Raw genomic sequence first — 18,893 nt, forward strand, 5'->3', positions numbered from 1 at the left:
TCAAACAACAGACACACCCGGCACCACCCAAACCAAACATTCAGGATCGCTCCGGAGCAACTTTTCAAACTTACCCGATCCCCCGCCCCGAAGCAAATCCATCTTTCAGGACCCACATCGAAGAGAAGACCGCCCCAACCGATTGCCAGCGCCCTAAAGAGCAACCAGAATCTGGCTTTGATTTGGGGGTTTTGGCCACCCGGTGAACAGTTCTTCACTGTCTCCCCCGCGGCGACTTAGAAAACAATACACGCCCACCCGGCCCACCGCAAACCGGCCCTCACAGGGCCGGAAATCCCCGGTATTCCGCGGCGAAACCCGGAGTGGAGCGCCTGCGCAACTTGCCGCCGTCGTCATTCTGCCGGTGTGTGCTGCCGCACAGGTGTTTCCTGGCAGGCCCAGCCGCTGAACAAGTAACGGGTTAAACGCCGAAGGGCCGGCAACCCTAAGGTTGCCGGCCCTCCTCAAGCAGCTGGAATCAGCGGTACCGGATTACCAGGAAGACTTGGTGATGCCCGGGAGTTCACCCTTGTGTGCCATGTCGCGGAAACGGACACGGGAGATGCCGAACTTCTGGAAGGTGCCACGAGGCCGGCCGTCGATGATGTCGCGGTTACGCAGACGGATCGGGGACGCGTTGCGCGGCAGCTTCTGCAGGCCCAGGCGGGCCGCTTCGCGTGCTTCGTCGGTTGCGTTCAGGTCAACCAGGGTCTTCTTCAGCTCGAGGCGCTTGGCAGCGTAACGCTCAACGATGACCTTGCGCTGCTCGTTGCGAGCAATCTTGGACTTCTTAGCCATGTTTAGCGCTCCTCTCGGAATTCGACGTGCTGGCGGATCTTGGGGTCGTACTTCTTCAGGACCATGCGGTCCGGGTCGTTACGACGGTTCTTGCGGGTTACGTAGGTGTAACCCGTTCCCGCGGTCGACTTGAGCTTGATGATCGGACGTACGTCCTTGTCCTTAGCCACTAGAGCTTCACCCCACGAGCCAGAATGTCGGCGACGACTGCGTCGATGCCGCGCACGTCGATGGTCTTGATGCCACGTGCAGAGACCTGCAGCGTGACGTTACGGCGCAGGGACGGAACCCAGTAGCGCTTCTTCTGAATGTTCGGATCGAACCGACGCTTGTTGCGGCGGTGCGAGTGCGAAATGCTGTGCCCAAAGCCCGGCTCGGCCCCGGTCACTTGGCAGTGTGCTGCCATGACTTCTCCTCAAGAATTGAAAGTAATGATCCGCATATCTGCTGCTGGACCATGCAGCTAAGGGCGACCCACAGAATGTACGGGCAACGGTTAGTCACGCAACTTGAGCCCCTAACTACCGGCCACCCTGGAGAAAATTACCGGGCAACCGGAGCAATTGCGCACGCTCCGCGCACTTAGCGCCTACCAAGTCTACGAGTTGCCGCAATTAAAGACCAATCGGGTGTATAAGCGCCGGCCCATGGATGAAGGTCACAGCAGCCGCTGGCCCCTTTTCACAGCAGGGACATAGCTTCCCCGCGCATGTTTGATGCATGAACACGCAGCTCCTGCCGGCATCACCGGCCGCAAGCAGCTCCGGCCGCCCGGAGCTACCACCAACGAAGATACCCACCCGCGGCTGGTTCGCCCGCCAGCATCGCCAGCGCATGCTGCGGACGGACTTCCTGACCGTCATTGCCTGGGCATCCGTCGCCGCCGCCATCGCCTTGTGGCTGGCCGACGGCGGGGCCACCAACATCACTTCGGCCGCCTCACTGTTCACGGCGGCGGGAATTGTGGCCGGCCTGGCGGGCATGGACCTGGTCCTGCTGATGCTGCTCCTGGCCGCGAGGATCCCGTTCATCGACCGCACCATCGGCCATGACCGCGCCCTGGAATTCCACGGCAAACTGGGCAAGCCTTCCCTCTACCTCCTCCTGGCGCACGGACTCCTGCTGGTCATCGGGTACGGCATGGCCGAGGGACTGGATCCGGTCAGCGAGTCCATCAACCTGTGGGTCCAGGTCCCCGACATGTGGCTGGCGTTCGTCTCCGTGGCCCTGTTCATCGCCGTCGTGGTGACGTCCCTGGTGGCTGTGCGCCGGCGCTTCCCGTACGAGTTTTGGTACGTGGTCCACCTGCTGACCTACGCCGCGGTGGCAACGTCGATTCCGCACCAGTTCAGCGTGGGCGGCCTCTTCGCCGCCGGGACCTGGCAGCGCTGGTACTGGCTCGCCATTTGCATCTACACCGGCAGTGCCCTGGTGTACTTCCGGATCCTTGAGCCGGTGCTGGCCACGGCACGGCACCAGCTCACCGTGGCACGGGTGGAAAGGGTTGCCCCAGGTGTGGTGAACATCGTCATGCGCGGCCGGAAGCTGGACCAGCTGGCAGGGACCGGCGGACGCTTCTTCATCTGGCGCTTCCTCGCTCCGGGCATGTGGTGGCACCCCCACCCGTTCAGCCTGTCCGCGGAGCCTGTAGTCAACGGCCGGGACGGCCAGGGGACGCTGCGGGTCACCGTGCGGAACCTCGGCGACGGCTCCGCCCAGCTGCTCCGGCTGCGGAAAGGCACCAAAGTGGCCCTGGAAGGCCCCTACGGCCTGCTCAGCACGGCAGCCCGCACGAAGAACAAGGTGGTGATGATTGGCGCCGGCATCGGCATCACGCCACTGCGCGCGCTGCTCGAAACCACCCCGTTCGCGCCCGGCGAGGCCACAGTCCTGCTCCGCGGCCATACTGACCAGGAGCTTTACCTGGGCAGCGAAATCCTTGACCTCTGCCGGGCGCGCGGGGTCCGGCTCTTCCACCTCACCGGGCCGCGCGCCCACGGCGAGTCCACGTGGCTTCCCGCGGACTCGGTGCACAACGGCTACAGCCTCACCTCCTACGTGCCGGACATCAGGAATGCGGACGTCTACGTCTGCGGCCCGTCGGCGTGGGCGGCCAACGTCATAGCGGATGCCGGGAAAGCCGGCGTCCCCGAGGAACAGATCCATCACGAAAGGTTTGACTGGTGAAAATACGCGGAACAGTCGCAGCAGCTTTGGCCTCCGCCGGGATCCTCCTGGTGGGCTGGCAGACGGGCACCCAGGCGGGCGGCCTCAGTACCGTCGCGTCGAGCACGACGGCGACCGGCACCACGGGTGCATCAGGCACCGGGTCCACGGGGACGGGTTCGTCCGGGTCGGCCGGGTCCTCCAGCCCATCAGGCACCACAGGGTCGTCCGGGTCCGCAAGCTCCGGGTCCTCCAGTTCGTCCGGTTCCACGGGCTCCGGCACCTACAAGGGAAACACGGTCCAGACCCGGTTTGGCCCCGTGCAGGTCCAGATCACGGTAGCGAACGGAAAGATCACTGATGTCACGGCGCTGCAGCTGACCAATACGGACGGCAAATCGATCCAGATCAGCAACCGTGCGGCGCCTCTGCTCCGCAGCAAGGTCCTGGCGGCGCAGTCTGCCGATGTACAGACGGTGAGCGGGGCCACCATCACCAGCGACGCCTACCTCACCTCACTCCAGGCAGCCATCGATGCAGCGAACCTCTGATTCCCTGCGCGCCACGGCCGGCACCAGCCTGAAGGCCCGCACTTTTGAGTGCATGGGAACGGTCATCGGACTGACAATGCCCGTCGGCGACCCTGCGGAAGGGCAGCCGGGGCTCGACGAGCTCGCTGCCGCCACCGACGTCGTCGAACGCCTTTTCCGGGACCTTGACGAAACCTTCAGCCTGTACCGCCCCGACTCGGAAGCCAGCAGCCTGGCGCGTGGGGAACTGACGCTGCCCCACGCCTCAGCGCAGATGCGCGAAGCATATGCCGAGGCGCATGAGTGGCGGTTGCGCACGGAGGGAGCGTTCACGCCCGAAAGGCCGGACGGGGTGCTGGACCTTTCCGGCCTCATCAAGGGCCACGCCATCCGTGAGGCGGGAACATCACTTCTGGCCCTGGGCCGCCGGGACTGGTGCCTGAACGCCGGCGGAGACGTCCTGGTCAGCGGCTCGCCACGTCCGGGCAGCGCCGAACCCTGGAAAGCCGGCGTAGTGGATCCCGCGGACCGCAAAACCCTCATCACCGGATATGCCCTCGGCGGCAACAACCCGCACCACGCCCTCGCCACCTCAGGATCCGCCGAACGCGGGGAACACATTTGGCGGGTGGGAAGCGGCGCACCGGACGCGGGGGCGTTTGTCCAGGTCACCGTTGCCGCCGCCGACATTGTCACTGCCGACATCCTTGCCACCGCCATCGTTGCCGGGGGCACACGGATGCTGGACCAGGTTGCGGACCAATGGGATGTAGCCGTGCTGGCCATCCGCGCGGACCGCTCCATGCTGGCTACTCCGGCGTTCCAGCCAGGATAAGGAGACCCGCGCTACAGCCGCGTGAGTTGCGGGTACTTGGGGTGCAGGTTGTCCCCGGAAGACTTGCCGGTGACGCGGCGGACCACCCACGGCGCGGCGTACTCCCGGAACCACCGGGCGTTGGCGCGGATGGCGTCGGCCCCGCTCAGTTCCGGCACCGGCGTCATGGGCGGGACATCGATGGAATGGTCATATTTGAGGACCTCAAGCACGCGCTTGGCCATGTTCGCATGGCCGGCGGCGGACATGTGCATCCGGTCGTGGGCCCACATGCCCCAGTCGTAGTACTCGCTGAAGCGCCAGTAGTCCACCAGCAGGGCGCCGTGGTCCCCGGCGATCCCACGGACCAGTTCGTTGTAGATGGCAGTGCGGCCGCGCATGGTGCCGAACACCTTCGACCCCCGGGCGTCGAAGCCCGTGAACATCACCACGGTGGCGCCGGTGGCAGCGAGTTTCCCCACGGCATCGTTGTACTCCACCAGCAGGTCATCGATGTCCACGCGCGGGCGGAGGATGTCATTGGCACCGGCGTAGATGCTCACCAGGGTGGGACGAAGAGCGACGGCGGCGTCCACCTGTTCAGCCAGGATCTGGCGGAGTTTCCGGCCGCGGATGGCCAGGTTTGCGTAGCCGAAATTGGGGTCGGCGGCGCCGAGCTGCTCGGCCACGCGGTCTGCCCAGCCCCGGACGCCATTGGGGCGGCCCGGGTCGTCGTCGCCCACCCCTTCCGTGAAGGAGTCGCCGAGAGCCACGAACCGGGAAGTGAAATCCATGCGGTTAGTTTGCCACCCGTTGCCGGAAGCAACCAATCGGGGTCAGTCCTGGGTTTCGCGCAGAATCCAGTGGTCAGAGTCCAGGCGGCCCACCACTTTTTCACCGATCCGTGCCAGGTCCAGGACATCCTGCTCGGTCAGCGCATCAAGGAACAGGTCACGGACGTCCTCCACGTGGGCCGGGGCCAGCCCGACAATGGTGGCCATGCCTTCCTCCGTGAGATGCGCGGTGGTGACCCTGGCATCGTGGGGGTGCGGGCGGCGCTCCACCCAGCCGCGCTTTTGCAGCTTGGTCACGACGTGTGAGAGCCGGGACAGGGAGGCGCTGGTGCGGGCGGCAAGCTCACTCATGGGCAGGAACCGCTCCTCAGCCTCGGACAGCATGGCCAGGACCGTGTAGTCGAAGAGGGATAGTTTTCCTGCCGCATGCAGCTTGGTGTCCAGAGCCGCAGGCAGCAGCGTATTGATGCTTACCAGCGCCAGCCAGGCACGGCGTTCGTCAGCGTTGAGCCAGCGGGGATCGGTCATGGTCACCATTCTACGATTGATCCTTCAAGTAGCTGGCCGGGCGCCGGTAGGCTTGCCCCATGTATGTTGTCTCCCTCACCTACCGCGTGCCCCAGGAGATCGTCGATTTCCACAACGACGCCCACATCGGCTGGCTGCAGAAGGCCTTTGACGACGGCGTGTTCATCGCCGCCGGCCGCAAGATCCCGCGCACCGGTGGACTGCTCCTGTCGCAGGCTGACCGGGAAACCCTGGACGCCATCCTGGCCCAGGATCCGTTCTACACCAACGGGGTTGCCGACTTCGAAGTCATGGAGTTCCACGCCGGCCGGGTGGCCCCGGGGTACGAGATCCTGCTGGACACCCCGCCCCAGCCCACTCCCTAACGCGGGCTGCTTCCCGAAGGTGTGCTGCCGGCGTCGGACGTTCCGGCGGCGAGCTTCTTCAGCCCGCCCTTCCGCGGGACCTTCACCGGCTGGGGCCAGCGCGGGGTGAGGGTGTCCCCCAGCGTGACACCACGGAGCTTGCGGCCGAAGAGCGGCAGGACCCAGTCATGGACCCAGCGCCGCTGGCGCCGCTCCCACTCGCGCAGGCTGGGCCGGGCGGGTGGTTCCCAGTCTTTGGGTTTGATCTTGTGCGGCACGCCCAGCTGGTCCAGCACCTGCCCGGCCAGGTACTTATGCCCGGCCTTGGACATGTGGAGCCGGTCCGAGTCCCACATCCGCCGGTCGTGGAAGGCGTCAAGGCACCAGTAGTCCACCAGCACGGCCCCGTATTTCTCCGCGATGTTCCGCACCCGCTGGTTGTAGTAGGTGTTGCGTTTCTTCAGGGGCTCCAGCAGCGCGGAGACCTTGACGTCGAAGCCGGTGAAGAGAACCACCGTGGCCCCGGTGCCTGCCAGCGCTGCCACCAGCTGCTCATAGTCCGCCATAAGCGCGGACATGTCGGTTTTGAGGTCCAGGATGTCGTTCCCTCCGGCGTAGAGGGTGACCAGCGTTGGCCGCATCCCCAGCGCCGGTTCCAGCTGCTCGTCCACGATGTGCCGCAGCCGCTTGCTCCTGATGGCCAGGTTGGCGTATTTCCACCCCGGCTGCGCCTTCGCCAGTTTCTCGGCCACGCGGTCGGCCCACCCCCGCACCCCGTTGGGCAGCCGCTCATCCCGGTCCCCCACCCCCTCGGTGAAGGAATCCCCAAGGGCAACAAACACCCGCCGCCCGGAGTCAGGAAGCAGGGAATCAAAGGGCACAGGCACGAACGTAGCGGGACAAGTCAAAGCAATCACGACGCCGGGATGAACAGTAAGTGATGGGGCGTCCCGGAAATGCCGCAGGATCTGATGGGGCGTCCCGGAAATGCCGGCAGGATCTGATGGGGCGTCCCGGAAATGCCGGCAGGATCTGATGGCGCGTTTGGCTAGCCTTCGGCTTTGCCCTGCCGCCAGTACCCCATGAACGCCACCTGTTTCCGGTCGATCCCCACGTCGCGGACCAGGTAGCGCCGCAGTTCCTTGATAACCCCTGCTTCGCCTGCCAGCCAGGCATAGAAGGGCAGGGCACCGGCGGGCAGGTGCGGGTTCCTCGAACCGCTGACGGCTGAGGTTTCCAGGCGGGACGGGGTCTCCCACAGGATGTCTTCATCCACGTTGACGTCATCGGGCTCGGGCCCGGCGCCGCCGTCGTCTGCCGTTATGCCCACCCAGCCGGGCACGGGGACAGCCTTGCGCACGGCGTCCTGCAGCAGTTGCCCGTGCTGCCGGGACCGTCCGATGGCGGTGCCGCGGGCCAGCCAGGTGATTTCGATGTCCGCCGGGGAGGTGAGCTCCATGAAGTCGCCGGCCTGCGGAACTTCCAGGAAGGCATGGCCACTCATGTACGACGGGAGGGATTCCAGGACCGCGGAGATGGCGGGGACGGCGGTTTCGTCGCCGGCAAGCAGGACGCGCTGGGCCATTCCGGGGCGCCACTCGATGCCGGAATAGGTTTCGGCGGTGATGCAATGCGCGGCACGGTTGTTTGGGCCGATGATGGTGAGCGGGTCGCCCGGTTTGGCCTTGGACGCCCAGTTTGCCGCCGGCCCGGCGTGCCCATGCCCGTCGGTGTGCATCACGAAGTCGATGTCGATCTCCGGGTACACCGCATCCAGCCGCGCCTCCCGGACCGTATAGGTCCGCATCGAGCCGCGCACGGCCGGGTCCATCGCCAGCCAGCCCCGGTACCAGCCGGCGTGGCCGGTGTCGAAGACGGGGAGCGGCAGCGGTGCGCCGCCCAAGTCCTGCGACGGGATGACGAGCTTGACCCGGAGGTCCAGGGTGTGGCCGTGGACGCCGAAGTCACGCAGCGGGTAGCCGCCGAAAGTGATCCTGCGGAACGTGGGGCTCAGCTCCTGCACGGCGGACACGGCCACCTCGAAGGCCACGCTCATCGGCTGGGCTGTCCGCTGTTGGGTGGAGGCGCTTTGCCGGGTCTTCATGAAACGAGCTCCAGTTCGTTGGCTGTGGCGTGGTGGCGGCCGATGGGAAGAATCAGCGGAGTACCGGAGACGGGGTCCGGGATGACGCGGCTTTCGAGGCCGAAGACCTCGCGGACCAGGTCCTCCGTCACCACGTCCTCCGGGGAGCCCAGGGCCGCCACGGCGCCGTCCTTCATGGCGATGACGTGGTCCGCGTAGCGTGCGGCGAGGTTGAGGTCGTGCAGGACGATGGCCACCGTGGTGCCGCGCTTACGGTTCAGGTCGGTTACCAGGTCCAGGACCTCCACCTGGTGGGCCAGGTCCAGGTAGGTGGTGGGCTCATCCAGCAGCAGGACGTCGGTTTCCTGCGCAAGGGCCATGGCGATCCATGCCCGCTGCCGCTGCCCGCCGGACAGTTCATCCACGTCCCGCCCGGCGAGCCCCGCCGTTCCGGTGGCCTCCAGCGCGCGCTGCACGGCGGCGTCGTCCTTGTCACTCCAGCTGCGGAAGAAGCCCTGGTGCGGGTAGCGCCCCCGGCCCACCAGGTCGCGGACGGTGATCCCGTCCGGGGCGCTGGGATGCTGGGGAAGCAGGCCCAGGGTGCGGGCCAGTTCGCGTGCCGGACGGGAATGGATGTCCTTGCCGTCCAGGGTCACGGTGCCCCCGGCGGGTTTAAGGAGCCGCGACAGGCCCCGCAGCAGGGTCGACTTCCCGCAGGCGTTGGCACCCACGATCATGGTGACCATGCCTTCGGGGATCCGGACACTGAGCCCGTCCACCACGCATCGTTGGTGGTAGGTGAGCGTCAGGTCCCTGGCTTGGAGTACTGCCACGTCAGGCATCCTTTCGGTTGGCTGTGACCAGGAGCCACAGCAGGAACGGGGCGCCAAGCGCGCCGGTGACCACGCCCACCGGCAGGACGGTGCCGCCCAGCAGCAAGGGGGCCAGGTTGGCGGCGAAGTAGTCCGCCGCCAGGACAATCAGGGCGCCCACCATGGCCGACGCCGGCAGGCTGGCTTTGCGGGTGAAGCGGCGGCCGATGGGACCGGCCAGGAAGGCGACGAACGAGACCGGTCCGGCAGCCGCCGTCGCCACTGCTGCCAGTGACACGGCGGTAACCACCAGTGCCAGGCGCGCGGTGCTGACCCGGACGCCCAGGCCGGCGGCTGCGTCATCCCCCAGTTCCAGGACGCGCAGCGGCCCGGCGATAAGGCCCGTGGCGGGAACCAGGGCGGCGAGCGCGAGGAACAGGATGCCCGCGCGGTCCCAGTTGGCGGAGTTCAGGGATCCGTTCAGCCAGACCAGGGCGTCGGCGGCCGTGCGGATGTCGGCCCGGGTCATCAGGAAGCTGACCACGGCCTGGAGGGCGGCCGCCGTCCCCACACCGGCCAGGACCAGCCGGTTTCCGGCAGCGCTTCCCCTGCCGGTTCGGCCGGCGCCGCGGGAAATTGCGTAAATCAGGACCGCCACTGCAAGGGCTCCTGCGAGCGCCGCCCCGGACACGGCGGCACCGGATGCGCCGAAAACAACGATCGCAACAACCGCCGCCGCGCTTGCCCCCGAGCTGATGCCGATGACGTCGGGGCTGGCGAGGGGGTTCCGCAGCATGGTCTGGAAAAGGGCGCCGGCCAGGCCGAACGCGATCCCGACCAGGGTGCCGACGACGGCGCGCGGAAGCTTGTTCTCCATCACGATGAAGCTGGCGCCGGGAATCTTCGGGCCGCCGGTGAGGTGGTTGCCGACGATGGTGAAGAAATCCGGGACGGTCACCGTGTAGCTGCCCAGCAGGACGGACGCAAGAAACAGGATCACGACGGCGGCGGCCAGCACCGCGGTCCGGTCCAGTCGCCCCCGTCCCCCACGTTGCTCCATCACTTTTGGTCCTTTAGGACCGGTTTTGGCAGCCATATCTGATAGGGCAGCACAGCTCATAGCCCGGCTCCTTTCCCGCGGCGGACCAGCCATACGAACACGGGGGCGCCGATCAGGGCGGTCATGATGCCCGCGGGGATCTCACCGGGAAGCAGCACCACCCGGCCAACGATGTCCGCACCCAGCAGCAGCGCCGGGGCGGCCACCAGGGATAACGGCAGGATCCAGCGGTAGTCCGGGCCGGCGAGGAAGCGGACGGCGTGCGGCACCACCAGGCCCACGAACCCGATGGGCCCCGCCAGCGCGGTGGCCGTGCCGCACAGCAGGACCACACCCAGGGCCACCACGGCGCGGGACAGCCCCACGCGTTGGCCCAGTCCGCGGGCAACGTCGTCCCCCAAGGCAAGGCTGTTGAGGGTCCGCCCGGCCAGCAGCACCACCAGCGCACCGGCCGCCACGAACGGCAGTCCGGGCAGCAGCACCGACCAGTCACGGCCCGCGATGCCGCCCACCTGCCAGAAGCGGAACCGGTCAAGGGTGTCCTGGCTGGAGACCAGGATGACGTTGATGAGCGAAGACAGTCCGGCGCTCAAAGCTGCTCCGGCCAGCGCGAGCTTCACCGGCGTTGCACCCTCCCGGCCCAGCGAGGCGATGAGGTACACCACGATGGCGGCCGCGGCGGCCCCCGTGAACGCGAACCAGATGTAGCCGGTGAAGGTGGTGACGCCGAACAGGTAGATTCCGGCGACTACCGCCAGCGCTGCCCCGGCGTTGACTCCGATGATGCCGGGATCGGCCAGCGGATTCCGGGCAACACCCTGCATCGCTGCACCGGCCAGGCCCAGCGCGCCGCCGGCCAGCAGGCCCAGGACGGTCCGCGGGATGCGGGCGTGCACCACGGCGTGGTCCCCGTTCAGGGGATCGAACGCCGTGAGTGCCTGCCACACGGTGCCGAGGGGAACGTCACGGGCGCCCACTGCCAGCGATGTGCCGGCGAGGAGCACCAGCACGACGACGGCGGCCAGCAGCCAGGCGGCCCGTTCCCTTCCCCGAGGATCACCCCGGAGGGTGCCGGGGGCTGCCGTGGCCGGCGCCTGGGTGCCGTTGCCCGCCGCCGGAAGCGCCGTCCTCGTACTCATGGAGGTGCGCCTACTTCACTGCGTCCGCTGCCGTGGCCAGCTGCGGGAGGAACGCGTCCAGGGACCACGGGAGGCTCAGGGGTGATGATGCCGAGATGGACAGGGTCAGCGTGTTGTCGGAATCGGCCACCAGGGCGCCGTTCTTGATGGCCGGGATCTGGCCCAGGAGCGGGTCCGCCTTGATCGCGTCGGTGGTTGAGGCATCCGGAACCCAGGTGACGAAGATGTCTGACTGCAGTTCGTTGGCCTTTTCGGCGGACCACGGAATGTAGAACTCCTTGGAGCCCTTGGAGTTCTCCGCCACCACCGGGGCCAGGGTCATGCCGATTTCACTAAGGAAGCGGGGGCGGTTGTCGTTGGCGGTGTAGACGTTCACGCCGTCGCCCTTGGCGGGCTCCAGGTTGCCGTAAATAAAGCTCTTGCCCTGGATCTGCGGGAACCGGGCCACCTTGTCCTTGACGGTCGATTCGGTGTCGGAAACCAGTTTGGAAGCTTCGGCCTCCTTGCCCAGGGCCTTGCCGATGATGGTGGTGGCGTCCTGCCAGGAGGTTCCGTAGGCGACGTCCGGGTGGGCCACCACGGGGGCGATTTCGCTGAGTTTCTTGTAGTCCTCCGCCGTGAGGCCCGAATAGGCGGCGAGGATGACGTCCGGGCTGAGCTTGGCAATCTCGGTGAAGTTGACCCCGTCGGCCTCCGAGTACTGGGCGGGAGCCTTGGCCGAACCGAACCCGGCGCCCAGCTTGTCGAGCGCTGCGTCCTTCCAGGGGGTGGAGCCCTTGCCATTGCCGCCCCACTCGTTCCTGGGGAGGCCCACGGGGACCACCCCGAGTGCGATGGCGACGTCATCGTTCACCCACGACACGGTGGCAACGCGGGTGGGCTGCTTCTCGATGGTGGTGCTGCCGTACACGTGATCGATGGTGACCGGGAACGCGGTGCTGTTGCTGGAACTGCCTGCATCGGCAACGGTGGTGGCAGGACCCGTGCTGCACGCAGACAGCGTGAGGGTCGCCGCAGCCAGCACGGCGGCAGCTTTGCCGGCCGAGGAGAACAGCATGCGGCGGGTGGGCGAAGGGCCGGGCAAGAGGGGGAACGTCACGGGGCTCCTTGGATCAGGCTGATGGAAACTTAAGTAAGGCTAACCTATGTAAATCGCCATTACGCCACACTTTCGTCACCTAATACAGGAAGGTGACGAAGGCCACACTCCATCCGCGTTCCTTGGACAGCCGACTCTCAATTTGGCAGGATGGCCCTTGCCGGTCCGGACTCAGAGACGCCGCACGGCTGGACAGGAAAAGGACAACGGGAACGATGCGCACGCAGAGGGCCAACTGGGCCGCCGCTGCCGTGGAGAGCGGGGTGGCCGCTTTGGCCTGCACCGCGGAGACTGGCTGACTCCCCCGTTACCTCCTGGCCCAGCTCCGGGCCGCCCACCCTTCACGAAAGTCCAGCCATGCAATCAGTCACGCCCCAGCAAATTCGTTCATCCTTCGTCAATGCCAGCCGCTCGGAAGCCGCAAAGCTCACACTGCCCAAAAACTTCGACTCCCTCGACTGGGACCGCCTGGAGTTCCTGGGCTGGCGGGACGAGAAGATGCCGCTGCGCGGTTACCTGGTGGTTCCGGGACAAAAGGGCCTCACCGGGATCATGCTCCGGGCACCCGAGGGAGGTGCCAAAAAGAACCGGTCGGTGCTGTGTGAGCTCTGCCGGGATGTGCTGTCCAAGGAGGACGTCCTGCTCTGGGTCGCCAAGCGGGCGGGCCAGTCCGGGCGGAACGGCAATACCGTCGGTACCCTGATCTGCGCCGACTTCGTGTGCTGTGGCAACGTCCGCAGGGAGCCGCCTGCCAATGAGATCAATCCTGATCCCGCCGCTGTGGTGGAACGCCAGATCCAGGGGCTGCAGGACCGCACGGCGCAGTTCCTTGGGCGCGTTCAGGGCACATAGAACGTCAGGCGAAGCCCGCGGGCAGGGGGAAGCCCCGTTCACGGCCGTGATTGGGGCTTCCTGCCTGCCGGTTAGCGCAGGACGATATCCACCGGGTTCGCCTCCGACCGCCAGGCGCCCTCCTCGCCGGCGCGGGGACGGATCACCGGCGCGGTGAGGACCCCGGAGCGGTTGGTGCGCCGGTCGCGGAGGATCTCCGTGACCGAGCCCAGGTGGCGGGACAGGTCGATCACGTTCTCCGGAGCCGCGAGCAGCAGCTGGAAGCCGAACTCGTGCAGCGCCTTGATTCCGGCGCCGGCGAACTCCTCCGAGGCGAGCACAAAAGCCTCGTCCATCATCACGGTGCCGTAGGTGGTGAAGCCCTGCTCGGCGATGCCCAGCTGGTAGCTCAGGGCCGCGGCCATGATGAACGCCGTGAACCGCTGGCGCTCGCCGCCGGACATGGAGCCGGTGTCGGCGTGCATGAACACTTCGGTCTTCTTGCCGCCCCGCGGACCGGTGACTTCCCGGTGCTCCTTGCACTGGATGAACAAGTGCCCGCGCACGTCCAGCACCTCGGCACGCCAGCGCCGGTCCTCGGGCGCCTGGGAACCGAGCCGCTTGACCAGGGTTTCCAGGGACTTGTAGCGGGCGGTAAGCTCGCCGTCGTCGTCCCCCTCGGCGCCGGAACCTTCCGCCCGGCCGGCCTCGGACTTCACCGGCCGCGTGTGGCGGGCCTTCAGGGCGTTCTGGATGGCGTCCTTGAACTGCTTTGCCGTGGATGGCAGCGTCTGCTTGATGTCCAGTTCCAGGTAGCTGCCCTCGTGGAAGTTCACCTGCGAGAGGATGCCGTTAAGGGGCAGGATGCGGCTGGTGATGGAGCGGCGTTCCTCGTCCAGCAGGTGCAGCAGCGTACTGAAGGACTCGTGCGTGCGCTGGTTGAAGAATTGCCGGAACTCCGCCTCCTGCGCGGGCAGGCCGTCGTTCACGATCGCGTGGTAGCGCGCCTCGAACTCGCCGGCCGCGCCGATGCTGGTGCCGTGGTCGGCCGAGATGGCGCTGCCCCACTCGCGCACAAAGCCTTCGAAAATGCGGGTCAGCCGCTCGGCCGTCGCCTGTCCACGCGACTCCGCGGAGTGCAGTTCACCCAGCAGCGCGGTCCGGACCCGGTTGGCCAGGTTGTCCAGCTCGTGCATTTCCGTGATGTCGCCGAAGTCGGCGAAGTAGGGTTCCAGGGCCTTGGCGGTGGCGTCCGACGGCGGCCCCTGGGCCAGGCGGTCGCGCGCGGCTTCCAGCAGGGTGTCGGCGGCCGTCAGCTGGCGGTCGAGTGCCTTGTATTCGCTTTGCAGGACGGCGGCGGACTCGGTGCTGGATTGGTGCTTGTGCCGGACTTCCTCGATGGTGGCGCGGAGCGGCTCCAGGTCCGCTTGGGCAGCAAGGGCGTCCTTGAGCCGCTGCTCGATCCGCGCCAGCTCATCGGCGGCAACCGCGGCAGACACCTGTTCCCAGGGGCGGTCGTCCTCGGCGATCCGGCGCAGGGCGTCAAGCTGCCGGCTCATGCCCTGGTGCGAGTCCTCGCGGCTTTGGGCCAGTTCTGCGGCCTTGGCCACTTCCTGCCGGAGGTCCTCCACCTGCCCGGCCACGAGCTCCAGCTTGGCCGCGTTGTCGAAACCCAGGACGTAATCCTGGCGGCTGGTGAACCGGTCGTCCTTCTCCACCGTGTGCCGGTTCCGCTTGACCACGCCGCCCAGGCTCAGGCCCTTGTCCAGGGCGGCCAGTTCATCAGGGTCCTCCACGCAGGGGTACGCGAAGTCCAGGGCGATCCGCTCGCGGACCCATTCACCCGCCTCAGCAGCCGCACCCGAGGCGAGGATGTCCAGCTTGGTGAGGAGGTCGCCGTCGCGCGCGTCCTCCACGGCGAGCGCGCCGCCGGCGAGCGGCTTGGAGACATCCACTGCCCGCAGCGCGCCGCGGACGTTGTGGCCATTGAGGTACCGGGTCACGGCGCCGAAGTGCTCGCCGGGAACCAGCAGGGTGGTGGCCAGGTTGCGGAGCGCGCGCTCGGCAGCTGGGCGCCACCGTTCCTCACCCTCAGCGAGGTCCATAAGCTCACCGGCGAAGGGCATGCGGTCCTCGGGGATGCCGGTGGCGGCGGCAATCGCGGCGCGGTTTTCAATGCTCGACGGCGGCAGCAGGGATTTGCGCGTTTTCAGTGAGACAAGTTCCTGCTCAGCCGCCGCCAGTTCGCGTTTCCGGGCAGCGTGCGCATCGAAGGCCTCGAACCTGAGCTCCTGCAGGGCCTGGGAATCATCCTTCAGCTCGGCCGACCGGGCCGCCGCCTGCTCGTGCGCCTGCTCCCAGCCGGTGGCGCTCCGCTCAAGTTGCAGGCCGGCGTCGGCCAGTGCCTGCTGGGCTGCCTGCTCCACCTGTTGGCGGAGCTTCAGGCCAACCCGGGCGTTCTCGAGGGACTGCTCGATCGCGGAAATCGCGTTGCCGCCCTGGTTGTTGTAGTCGGCCTCCAGCTCCCGCAAGTCCTTGGCAAAACCGTCCCTGACTGCACGCTCGGCACCCAGCTCCTTGGCCTTTGCCTGCGCCAGTTCGCGGAAACGGACCAGCGTCTTCTGGTGCACCGTGACGGCGAGCTGCTGCTTGTACGCCTCGAATTCCCCGCCTACAAGCTCCCGGAGCCGGTTGGCGTCCAGCAGCGACTGCGCGTACTCCCGGTTCAGGGCAGGAACCGGCGCCAGCTGGTCCCGCTGCTGCCGGACGTCTTCCAGCCGCTGGCGGATGGACATCAGGTTGCTGAACTCCTCCACTACATCGTCCGCGGCGGCCAGCGTTGCCGGCGCGTCAAGGACCTGGTCGCGGAAGAAGGTGTTGACGCTGCCGCCCAGCCCCTTTCCTGCCTGGATGACGCGCAGCAGGGGCAGCGCCTGGTCCGAGCTGATCCCCAGGAGGCGCCGGAACCGCTCCGCGAATGCCTTGTGCACGTCGAAAACCTGGGCGTGCGGGAAGAGCGCCTCCAGGGCGCCCTTGGTGAAGCGCTTGTCCGCGATGCCCTCCACCGCCTCCAGGTCCAGCGGCACGTTGTCGATCAGGTAGAACCGGCCCACGCTGGACTCGGTGCCGTTCTTCGGCAGGTCGAACAGCGCCGACACCGTCACCCGCGTGCCGGCGGCGTTATCGAACGTCAGGGCGACGGCGGACCAGGTGGCACCCGGGCGCTGGAAAGCACTCGCCGAGCCCTCCCCCACGGCCTTGTCCCCCACCTTGCCGCGCATGTACGTGAAAGTGGTCCGCTTGTCCTCCACCGCACCGCCGGAGCGCTGGGCGGCGGCCTCGTTGGACCTCGGCCGGGCATCGAACACCCGCAGCATGGCATCGAACAGCGTGGACTTGCCCACGCCGGAGTTGCCCGTCAGCAGGGTGCCGTTCCGGTCCACGTGCATGGTGTGCGCCCCATGGAACGTCCCCCAGTTGACCACCTGCACCAGGGCAAGCCGCATCTGCCCCGGGTTGGTCACATCCCCCAGCGGGAGCATGCTTGCGATGGTCACTGGTCATCCTCCTCGGACGTGGTTCCGTTCGTCTCCACGTCGCCGTCAAGATCCAGGAGCGGTTCTGTTCCTGACTGGTCTGCCGATGCCGCCACGAGGGCTTCGATGTGGGCCGGGATGTCGCCGATGTTTTCGAACGGGAGGGCCAGGGGCAGGGCATTGGAGATGGTGTAGACGTCGTCCAGTCCAGTAGGGAGCAGGAGCTGGCGGGCCAGGAGCTTGGTGATGGCGCGGGTGACAACGTCCGAGTCGCGCAGGGCGTCCTGCTGCCCGGCGGGCTGGTAGTGCGCCACCAGGTCCGTGATCTCCTCGCGGGTGATGGTGGGGTCCGTCTGGGCAGTGACGTGCCGGTCCAGCAGCAGGCGCAGCCGGAGGAGCACGATGGTTTCCACCCGGCTGAGGGCGCGCTGCTGGCGCAGGATGCTGGACCGGGTATGGCCGCCGATCACTTCCGGATCCACGGGACGCAGGACGGCGATCTTCCGCTCATGGTCCAGCTGCAGGGCCAGGAACAGCTCGGAAAGGCGGCTGCGCAGGATCACCTGGTTGTCCAGCAGCACAGTCCAGAGCTTTTCGTCCCGGCCACCGTCAATGTAAGGGCCCTTGAGGAGCTTCACCAGGGCCTGCCGCACCTTCATGGACAGGACGCCCGTGTCCCCGGGGAACAAGGCCGCGCCGTCAACGAAGGTATCGCGGGGGGAGACTGCGAAAGTGTGCTCAACGCCCGATGCCGCCCCGGGAGAGGCGTCGGGCGCTGAGTCCTGTGCGTGCGTAACCTCAGTCATCTGAATCCTTTGCGAGCGTGACCACCGGCAGGTAGGCCTTGCGGGAGGAGCCGTCTATTTGTTCGAAGTCCAGGCCATCCCAGGCACCGCGGTTGAAGTCCGCCCCGGCATGGAGGGCCTCCGACAACAGGGCGCGGATGGAGTTGATGTGCTGCTCTTCGGGCGGCAGCTGGTGCCAGGCGTCGGCCAGGGTTGCGGCCCCGGCCATGGCCGCCCGGACCGCCGCCGGTTTGGCCTTGCCGGTCCTCGGCGAGCGCACCCGGTCCGAGTCGGTGAAGGCGATGGGATCGGCCAGGCGGGGCGGTGCCGCGAACTCGTCAGGATCGAACAGCTTCACCATGGACAGGGACTCAAAGCCTGCGTTGTAAAGGACCGGCCCGGGGACCAGCCCTGGACGTTCCCGCTCGTAGGGCAGGGACCGGATGGCCTGCTCCGCTTGGCGCAGGACCTGGCGCAGCCTGACCGACTGGCGGAAGTCGTCGCTTTGGACGTACGTGTTGAGGCTTTCGCTGAGTTTGCCGTAGATGCGCTGGATCTGGCTGTGCTGCTGGCGGAGTTCAGCCACCAGGTTCTTGAGTGTTTCCCGGTCATCAGGCGAGAGGTCGTCGGCGAACTGGCGGCTCAGGACCTCGCCGATCGCCGACCGGAAGCGAAGCTGCTGCTGCGGGTCCTCAAGGAAGGCGGTGAAGGACCGGAAGGTCCTGCCTTCGGGGCTTTGGCGCAGCCGTTTATCGGCTTCCAGGACCTGGGCCATGGTGGCACCCTTGGTCAGGGACTCCTCGATGATCTGGTTGCGGAGCCCGCCCACCAGTTCCTCGATCCGGTCACGCATCTTCTTGTAGTCCGCTGGCAGGCTGGCTGCCAGGTCCAGGATGTTCCCCGCGGCTTCCACGGCGTCATCGTCGTCGAGCAGGCCGTCGAACTCGCCGGTGCTGATGTCCTGGATGAGCTGCTGCCGCTCTTCGATTTCCCCTTCAAGGGCTTCCAACCGGGCACTCTGGTCCGGGTTGGTCTCGTTGGCGAGCTTCTCCACGTCACCCAGCAGCGTGCCCAGGCGGGAACCGTTCAGGGTGGACCGCTCGCTGGAGAGGCTGTCCAGGAAGGCGAGCACGCGCGCGGCCGGCTCCGTTGCCTCATACACGATCTGGCCTGACTGGTTCCGGCGGGTCAGGAACTGCCGCCGCGTCCATTCATCACCAAAGGCCTTGCCGTTGGCCCCTCCCCCCAGTCCGGGATCCTGGCGCCGGAGCTCTTCAAGGAAGGTGTCGACGTCGGCATGGAATTCCTCGAGCGGCACCTGCGGCCGGGTGCGGGTAAAGGAGGCCTGAAGCACCGCAATGACCCAGGGCGCAGAACGGGTCAGGGCCCACGCAGGACCCTTGGTGAGGAGTTCGAGGTCCCGGAGCCGGGCGCTGATGGCGTCAGCGGATGACCTGGCTGAGCGGGGCACACACTCTCCTTGGGCTGTTGGCTGTGGACTGTTCCGGGGCCGGGCAGGGGCGGTCCGACATGGCCGGACCGGAAAACTGCCAACTACAAGGTTAACGCAGGGC

At 67.0% G+C, this 18,893-nt stretch carries 20 protein-coding genes; 6 read left to right on the plus strand and 14 right to left on the minus strand.

Going from position 1 to position 18,893, the window contains the following annotated elements; all coding sequences use genetic code 11:
- On the plus strand, positions 1-206 hold a 206-nt coding region (locus PV772_RS21545; protein WP_347887510.1), incomplete at its 5' end, for a hypothetical protein.
- Between the two features lie 286 nt (positions 207-492).
- Here the strand turns inward: PV772_RS21545 and rpsN are convergent.
- The 3 genes from rpsN to rpmB are packed head-to-tail and all read right to left on the minus strand — an operon-like array spanning position 493 to position 1,204.
- The gene (gene rpsN / locus PV772_RS21550; protein ID WP_141159002.1) at positions 493-798 is read right to left on the minus strand and encodes a 30S ribosomal protein S14; all 306 of its coding nucleotides are present in this window, start codon (positions 796-798) and stop codon (positions 493-495) included.
- A gap of 2 nt (positions 799-800) precedes the next feature.
- Positions 801-968: a 50S ribosomal protein L33 gene (gene rpmG, locus PV772_RS21555; RefSeq protein WP_013602737.1), complete on the minus strand. Its 168-nt coding sequence runs from the start codon at positions 966-968 to the stop codon at positions 801-803.
- Complete coding sequence (gene rpmB, locus PV772_RS21560; RefSeq protein ID WP_018763944.1) at positions 968-1,204, minus strand: 50S ribosomal protein L28; 237 nt, start codon at positions 1,202-1,204, stop codon at positions 968-970. Before rpmB ends, rpmG begins: the two co-directional genes overlap by 1 nt.
- 314 nt (positions 1,205-1,518) lie before the next feature.
- On the opposite strand from rpmB, the gene PV772_RS21565 reads away from it, so the two are divergent.
- The 3 genes from PV772_RS21565 to PV772_RS21575 are packed head-to-tail and all read left to right on the plus strand — an operon-like array spanning position 1,519 to position 4,329.
- On the plus strand, positions 1,519-2,985 hold the full coding sequence (locus PV772_RS21565) for a ferredoxin reductase family protein (protein WP_347887511.1): 1,467 nt from the start codon (positions 1,519-1,521) through the stop codon (positions 2,983-2,985).
- On the plus strand, positions 2,982-3,515 hold the full coding sequence (locus PV772_RS21570) for an FMN-binding protein (protein WP_307362494.1): 534 nt from the start codon (positions 2,982-2,984) through the stop codon (positions 3,513-3,515). The genes PV772_RS21565 and PV772_RS21570 overlap by 4 nt, the downstream gene beginning before the upstream one ends.
- Positions 3,499-4,329: an FAD:protein FMN transferase gene (locus PV772_RS21575; protein WP_347887512.1), complete on the plus strand. Its 831-nt coding sequence runs from the start codon at positions 3,499-3,501 to the stop codon at positions 4,327-4,329. The genes PV772_RS21570 and PV772_RS21575 overlap by 17 nt, the downstream gene beginning before the upstream one ends.
- An 11-nt stretch (positions 4,330-4,340) precedes the next feature.
- Here the strand turns inward: PV772_RS21575 and PV772_RS21580 are convergent, their stop codons facing one another.
- Together PV772_RS21580 and PV772_RS21585 are read right to left on the minus strand one after the other, a co-directional pair.
- The gene (locus PV772_RS21580) at positions 4,341-5,102 is read right to left on the minus strand and encodes an SGNH/GDSL hydrolase family protein (protein ID WP_347887513.1); all 762 of its coding nucleotides are present in this window, start codon (positions 5,100-5,102) and stop codon (positions 4,341-4,343) included.
- A 42-nt stretch (positions 5,103-5,144) separates the two neighbouring features.
- Entirely contained in the window at positions 5,145-5,630 is a 486-nt protein-coding gene (locus PV772_RS21585; RefSeq protein ID WP_141158997.1) for a MarR family transcriptional regulator, read from the minus strand.
- A 59-nt stretch (positions 5,631-5,689) separates the two neighbouring features.
- Between PV772_RS21585 and PV772_RS21590 the strand changes: the two genes are divergently transcribed.
- Positions 5,690-5,995 carry a YciI family protein gene (locus PV772_RS21590; RefSeq protein ID WP_347887514.1) on the plus strand — a complete coding sequence of 102 codons (306 nt, stop codon included), beginning with the start codon at positions 5,690-5,692 and terminating at the stop codon, positions 5,993-5,995.
- On the opposite strand, the gene PV772_RS21595 is transcribed toward PV772_RS21590, so the two are convergent.
- From PV772_RS21595 to PV772_RS21620, 6 genes are all read right to left on the minus strand, one after another.
- Positions 5,992-6,855, minus strand: a complete 864-nt coding sequence (locus PV772_RS21595) for an SGNH/GDSL hydrolase family protein (RefSeq protein WP_347887515.1) — start codon at positions 6,853-6,855, stop codon at positions 5,992-5,994. The two genes, PV772_RS21590 and PV772_RS21595, sit on opposite strands and share 4 nt — an antisense overlap.
- 167 nt (positions 6,856-7,022) lie before the next feature.
- Positions 7,023-8,078 (minus strand): siderophore-interacting protein, encoded by a 1,056-nt coding sequence (locus tag PV772_RS21600; protein ID WP_347887516.1) that lies wholly within the window; start codon positions 8,076-8,078, stop codon positions 7,023-7,025.
- Positions 8,075-8,890 carry an ABC transporter ATP-binding protein gene (locus PV772_RS21605; protein WP_141182722.1) on the minus strand — a complete coding sequence of 272 codons (816 nt, stop codon included), beginning with the start codon at positions 8,888-8,890 and terminating at the stop codon, positions 8,075-8,077. The genes PV772_RS21600 and PV772_RS21605 overlap by 4 nt, the downstream gene beginning before the upstream one ends.
- A 1-nt stretch (position 8,891) precedes the next feature.
- Positions 8,892-9,929 (minus strand): iron chelate uptake ABC transporter family permease subunit, encoded by a 1,038-nt coding sequence (locus tag PV772_RS21610; RefSeq protein ID WP_347887532.1) that lies wholly within the window; start codon positions 9,927-9,929, stop codon positions 8,892-8,894.
- Between the two features lie 56 nt (positions 9,930-9,985).
- Positions 9,986-11,068, minus strand: a complete 1,083-nt coding sequence (locus PV772_RS21615; RefSeq protein ID WP_347887517.1) for an iron chelate uptake ABC transporter family permease subunit — start codon at positions 11,066-11,068, stop codon at positions 9,986-9,988.
- 10 nt (positions 11,069-11,078) lie between these two features.
- Positions 11,079-12,167 carry an iron-siderophore ABC transporter substrate-binding protein gene (locus tag PV772_RS21620; protein WP_347887518.1) on the minus strand — a complete coding sequence of 363 codons (1,089 nt, stop codon included), beginning with the start codon at positions 12,165-12,167 and terminating at the stop codon, positions 11,079-11,081.
- A gap of 357 nt (positions 12,168-12,524) precedes the next feature.
- Here PV772_RS21620 and PV772_RS21625 point away from each other — a divergent pair, with 357 nt between their 5' ends.
- Complete coding sequence (locus PV772_RS21625) at positions 12,525-13,019, plus strand: FBP domain-containing protein (protein ID WP_347887519.1); 495 nt, start codon at positions 12,525-12,527, stop codon at positions 13,017-13,019.
- A gap of 71 nt (positions 13,020-13,090) precedes the next feature.
- Here the strand turns inward: PV772_RS21625 and PV772_RS21630 are convergent, their stop codons facing one another.
- Genes PV772_RS21630 through PV772_RS21640 form a run of 3 tightly spaced genes read right to left on the minus strand, consistent with a single transcriptional unit; the run spans position 13,091 to position 18,790 of the window.
- Entirely contained in the window at positions 13,091-16,555 is a 3,465-nt protein-coding gene (locus PV772_RS21630) for an ATP-binding protein (RefSeq protein ID WP_347887520.1), read from the minus strand.
- Positions 16,552-17,340 (minus strand): DUF4194 domain-containing protein, encoded by a 789-nt coding sequence (locus PV772_RS21635; protein WP_347887521.1) that lies wholly within the window; start codon positions 17,338-17,340, stop codon positions 16,552-16,554. Before PV772_RS21635 ends, PV772_RS21630 begins: the two co-directional genes overlap by 4 nt.
- The gene (locus PV772_RS21640; protein ID WP_347887522.1) at positions 17,333-18,790 is read right to left on the minus strand and encodes a DUF3375 family protein; all 1,458 of its coding nucleotides are present in this window, start codon (positions 18,788-18,790) and stop codon (positions 17,333-17,335) included. Before PV772_RS21640 ends, PV772_RS21635 begins: the two co-directional genes overlap by 8 nt.
- Between the last annotated feature and the right edge of the window lie 103 nt (positions 18,791-18,893).

Source organism: Pseudarthrobacter sp. CC12 (assembly GCF_039907755.1).
GTDB classification, from domain to species: Bacteria; Actinomycetota; Actinomycetes; order Actinomycetales; family Micrococcaceae; genus Arthrobacter; species Arthrobacter niigatensis.

Bases quoted from the DNA above. Each gene is read 5' to 3' on its own strand.
- PV772_RS21590 (WP_347887514.1), top strand. From the start codon at position 5,690: ATGTATGTTGTCTCCCTCACCTACCGCGTGCCCCAGGAGATCGTCGAT.
- PV772_RS21565 (WP_347887511.1), top strand. From the start codon at position 1,519: ATGAACACGCAGCTCCTGCCGGCATCACCGGCCGCAAGCAGCTCCGGC.
- PV772_RS21610 (WP_347887532.1), bottom strand. From the start codon at position 9,929: ATGGAGCAACGTGGGGGACGGGGGCGACTGGACCGGACCGCGGTGCTG.
- PV772_RS21625 (WP_347887519.1), top strand. From the start codon at position 12,525: ATGCAATCAGTCACGCCCCAGCAAATTCGTTCATCCTTCGTCAATGCC.
- rpsN (WP_141159002.1), bottom strand. From the start codon at position 798: ATGGCTAAGAAGTCCAAGATTGCTCGCAACGAGCAGCGCAAGGTCATC.
- rpmB (WP_018763944.1), bottom strand. From the start codon at position 1,204: ATGGCAGCACACTGCCAAGTGACCGGGGCCGAGCCGGGCTTTGGGCAC.
- PV772_RS21615 (WP_347887517.1), bottom strand. From the start codon at position 11,068: ATGAGTACGAGGACGGCGCTTCCGGCGGCGGGCAACGGCACCCAGGCG.
- PV772_RS21635 (WP_347887521.1), bottom strand. From the start codon at position 17,340: ATGACTGAGGTTACGCACGCACAGGACTCAGCGCCCGACGCCTCTCCC.
- PV772_RS21580 (WP_347887513.1), bottom strand. From the start codon at position 5,102: ATGGATTTCACTTCCCGGTTCGTGGCTCTCGGCGACTCCTTCACGGAA.
- PV772_RS21585 (WP_141158997.1), bottom strand. From the start codon at position 5,630: ATGACCGATCCCCGCTGGCTCAACGCTGACGAACGCCGTGCCTGGCTG.
- PV772_RS21575 (WP_347887512.1), top strand. From the start codon at position 3,499: ATGCAGCGAACCTCTGATTCCCTGCGCGCCACGGCCGGCACCAGCCTG.
- PV772_RS21600 (WP_347887516.1), bottom strand. From the start codon at position 8,078: ATGAAGACCCGGCAAAGCGCCTCCACCCAACAGCGGACAGCCCAGCCG.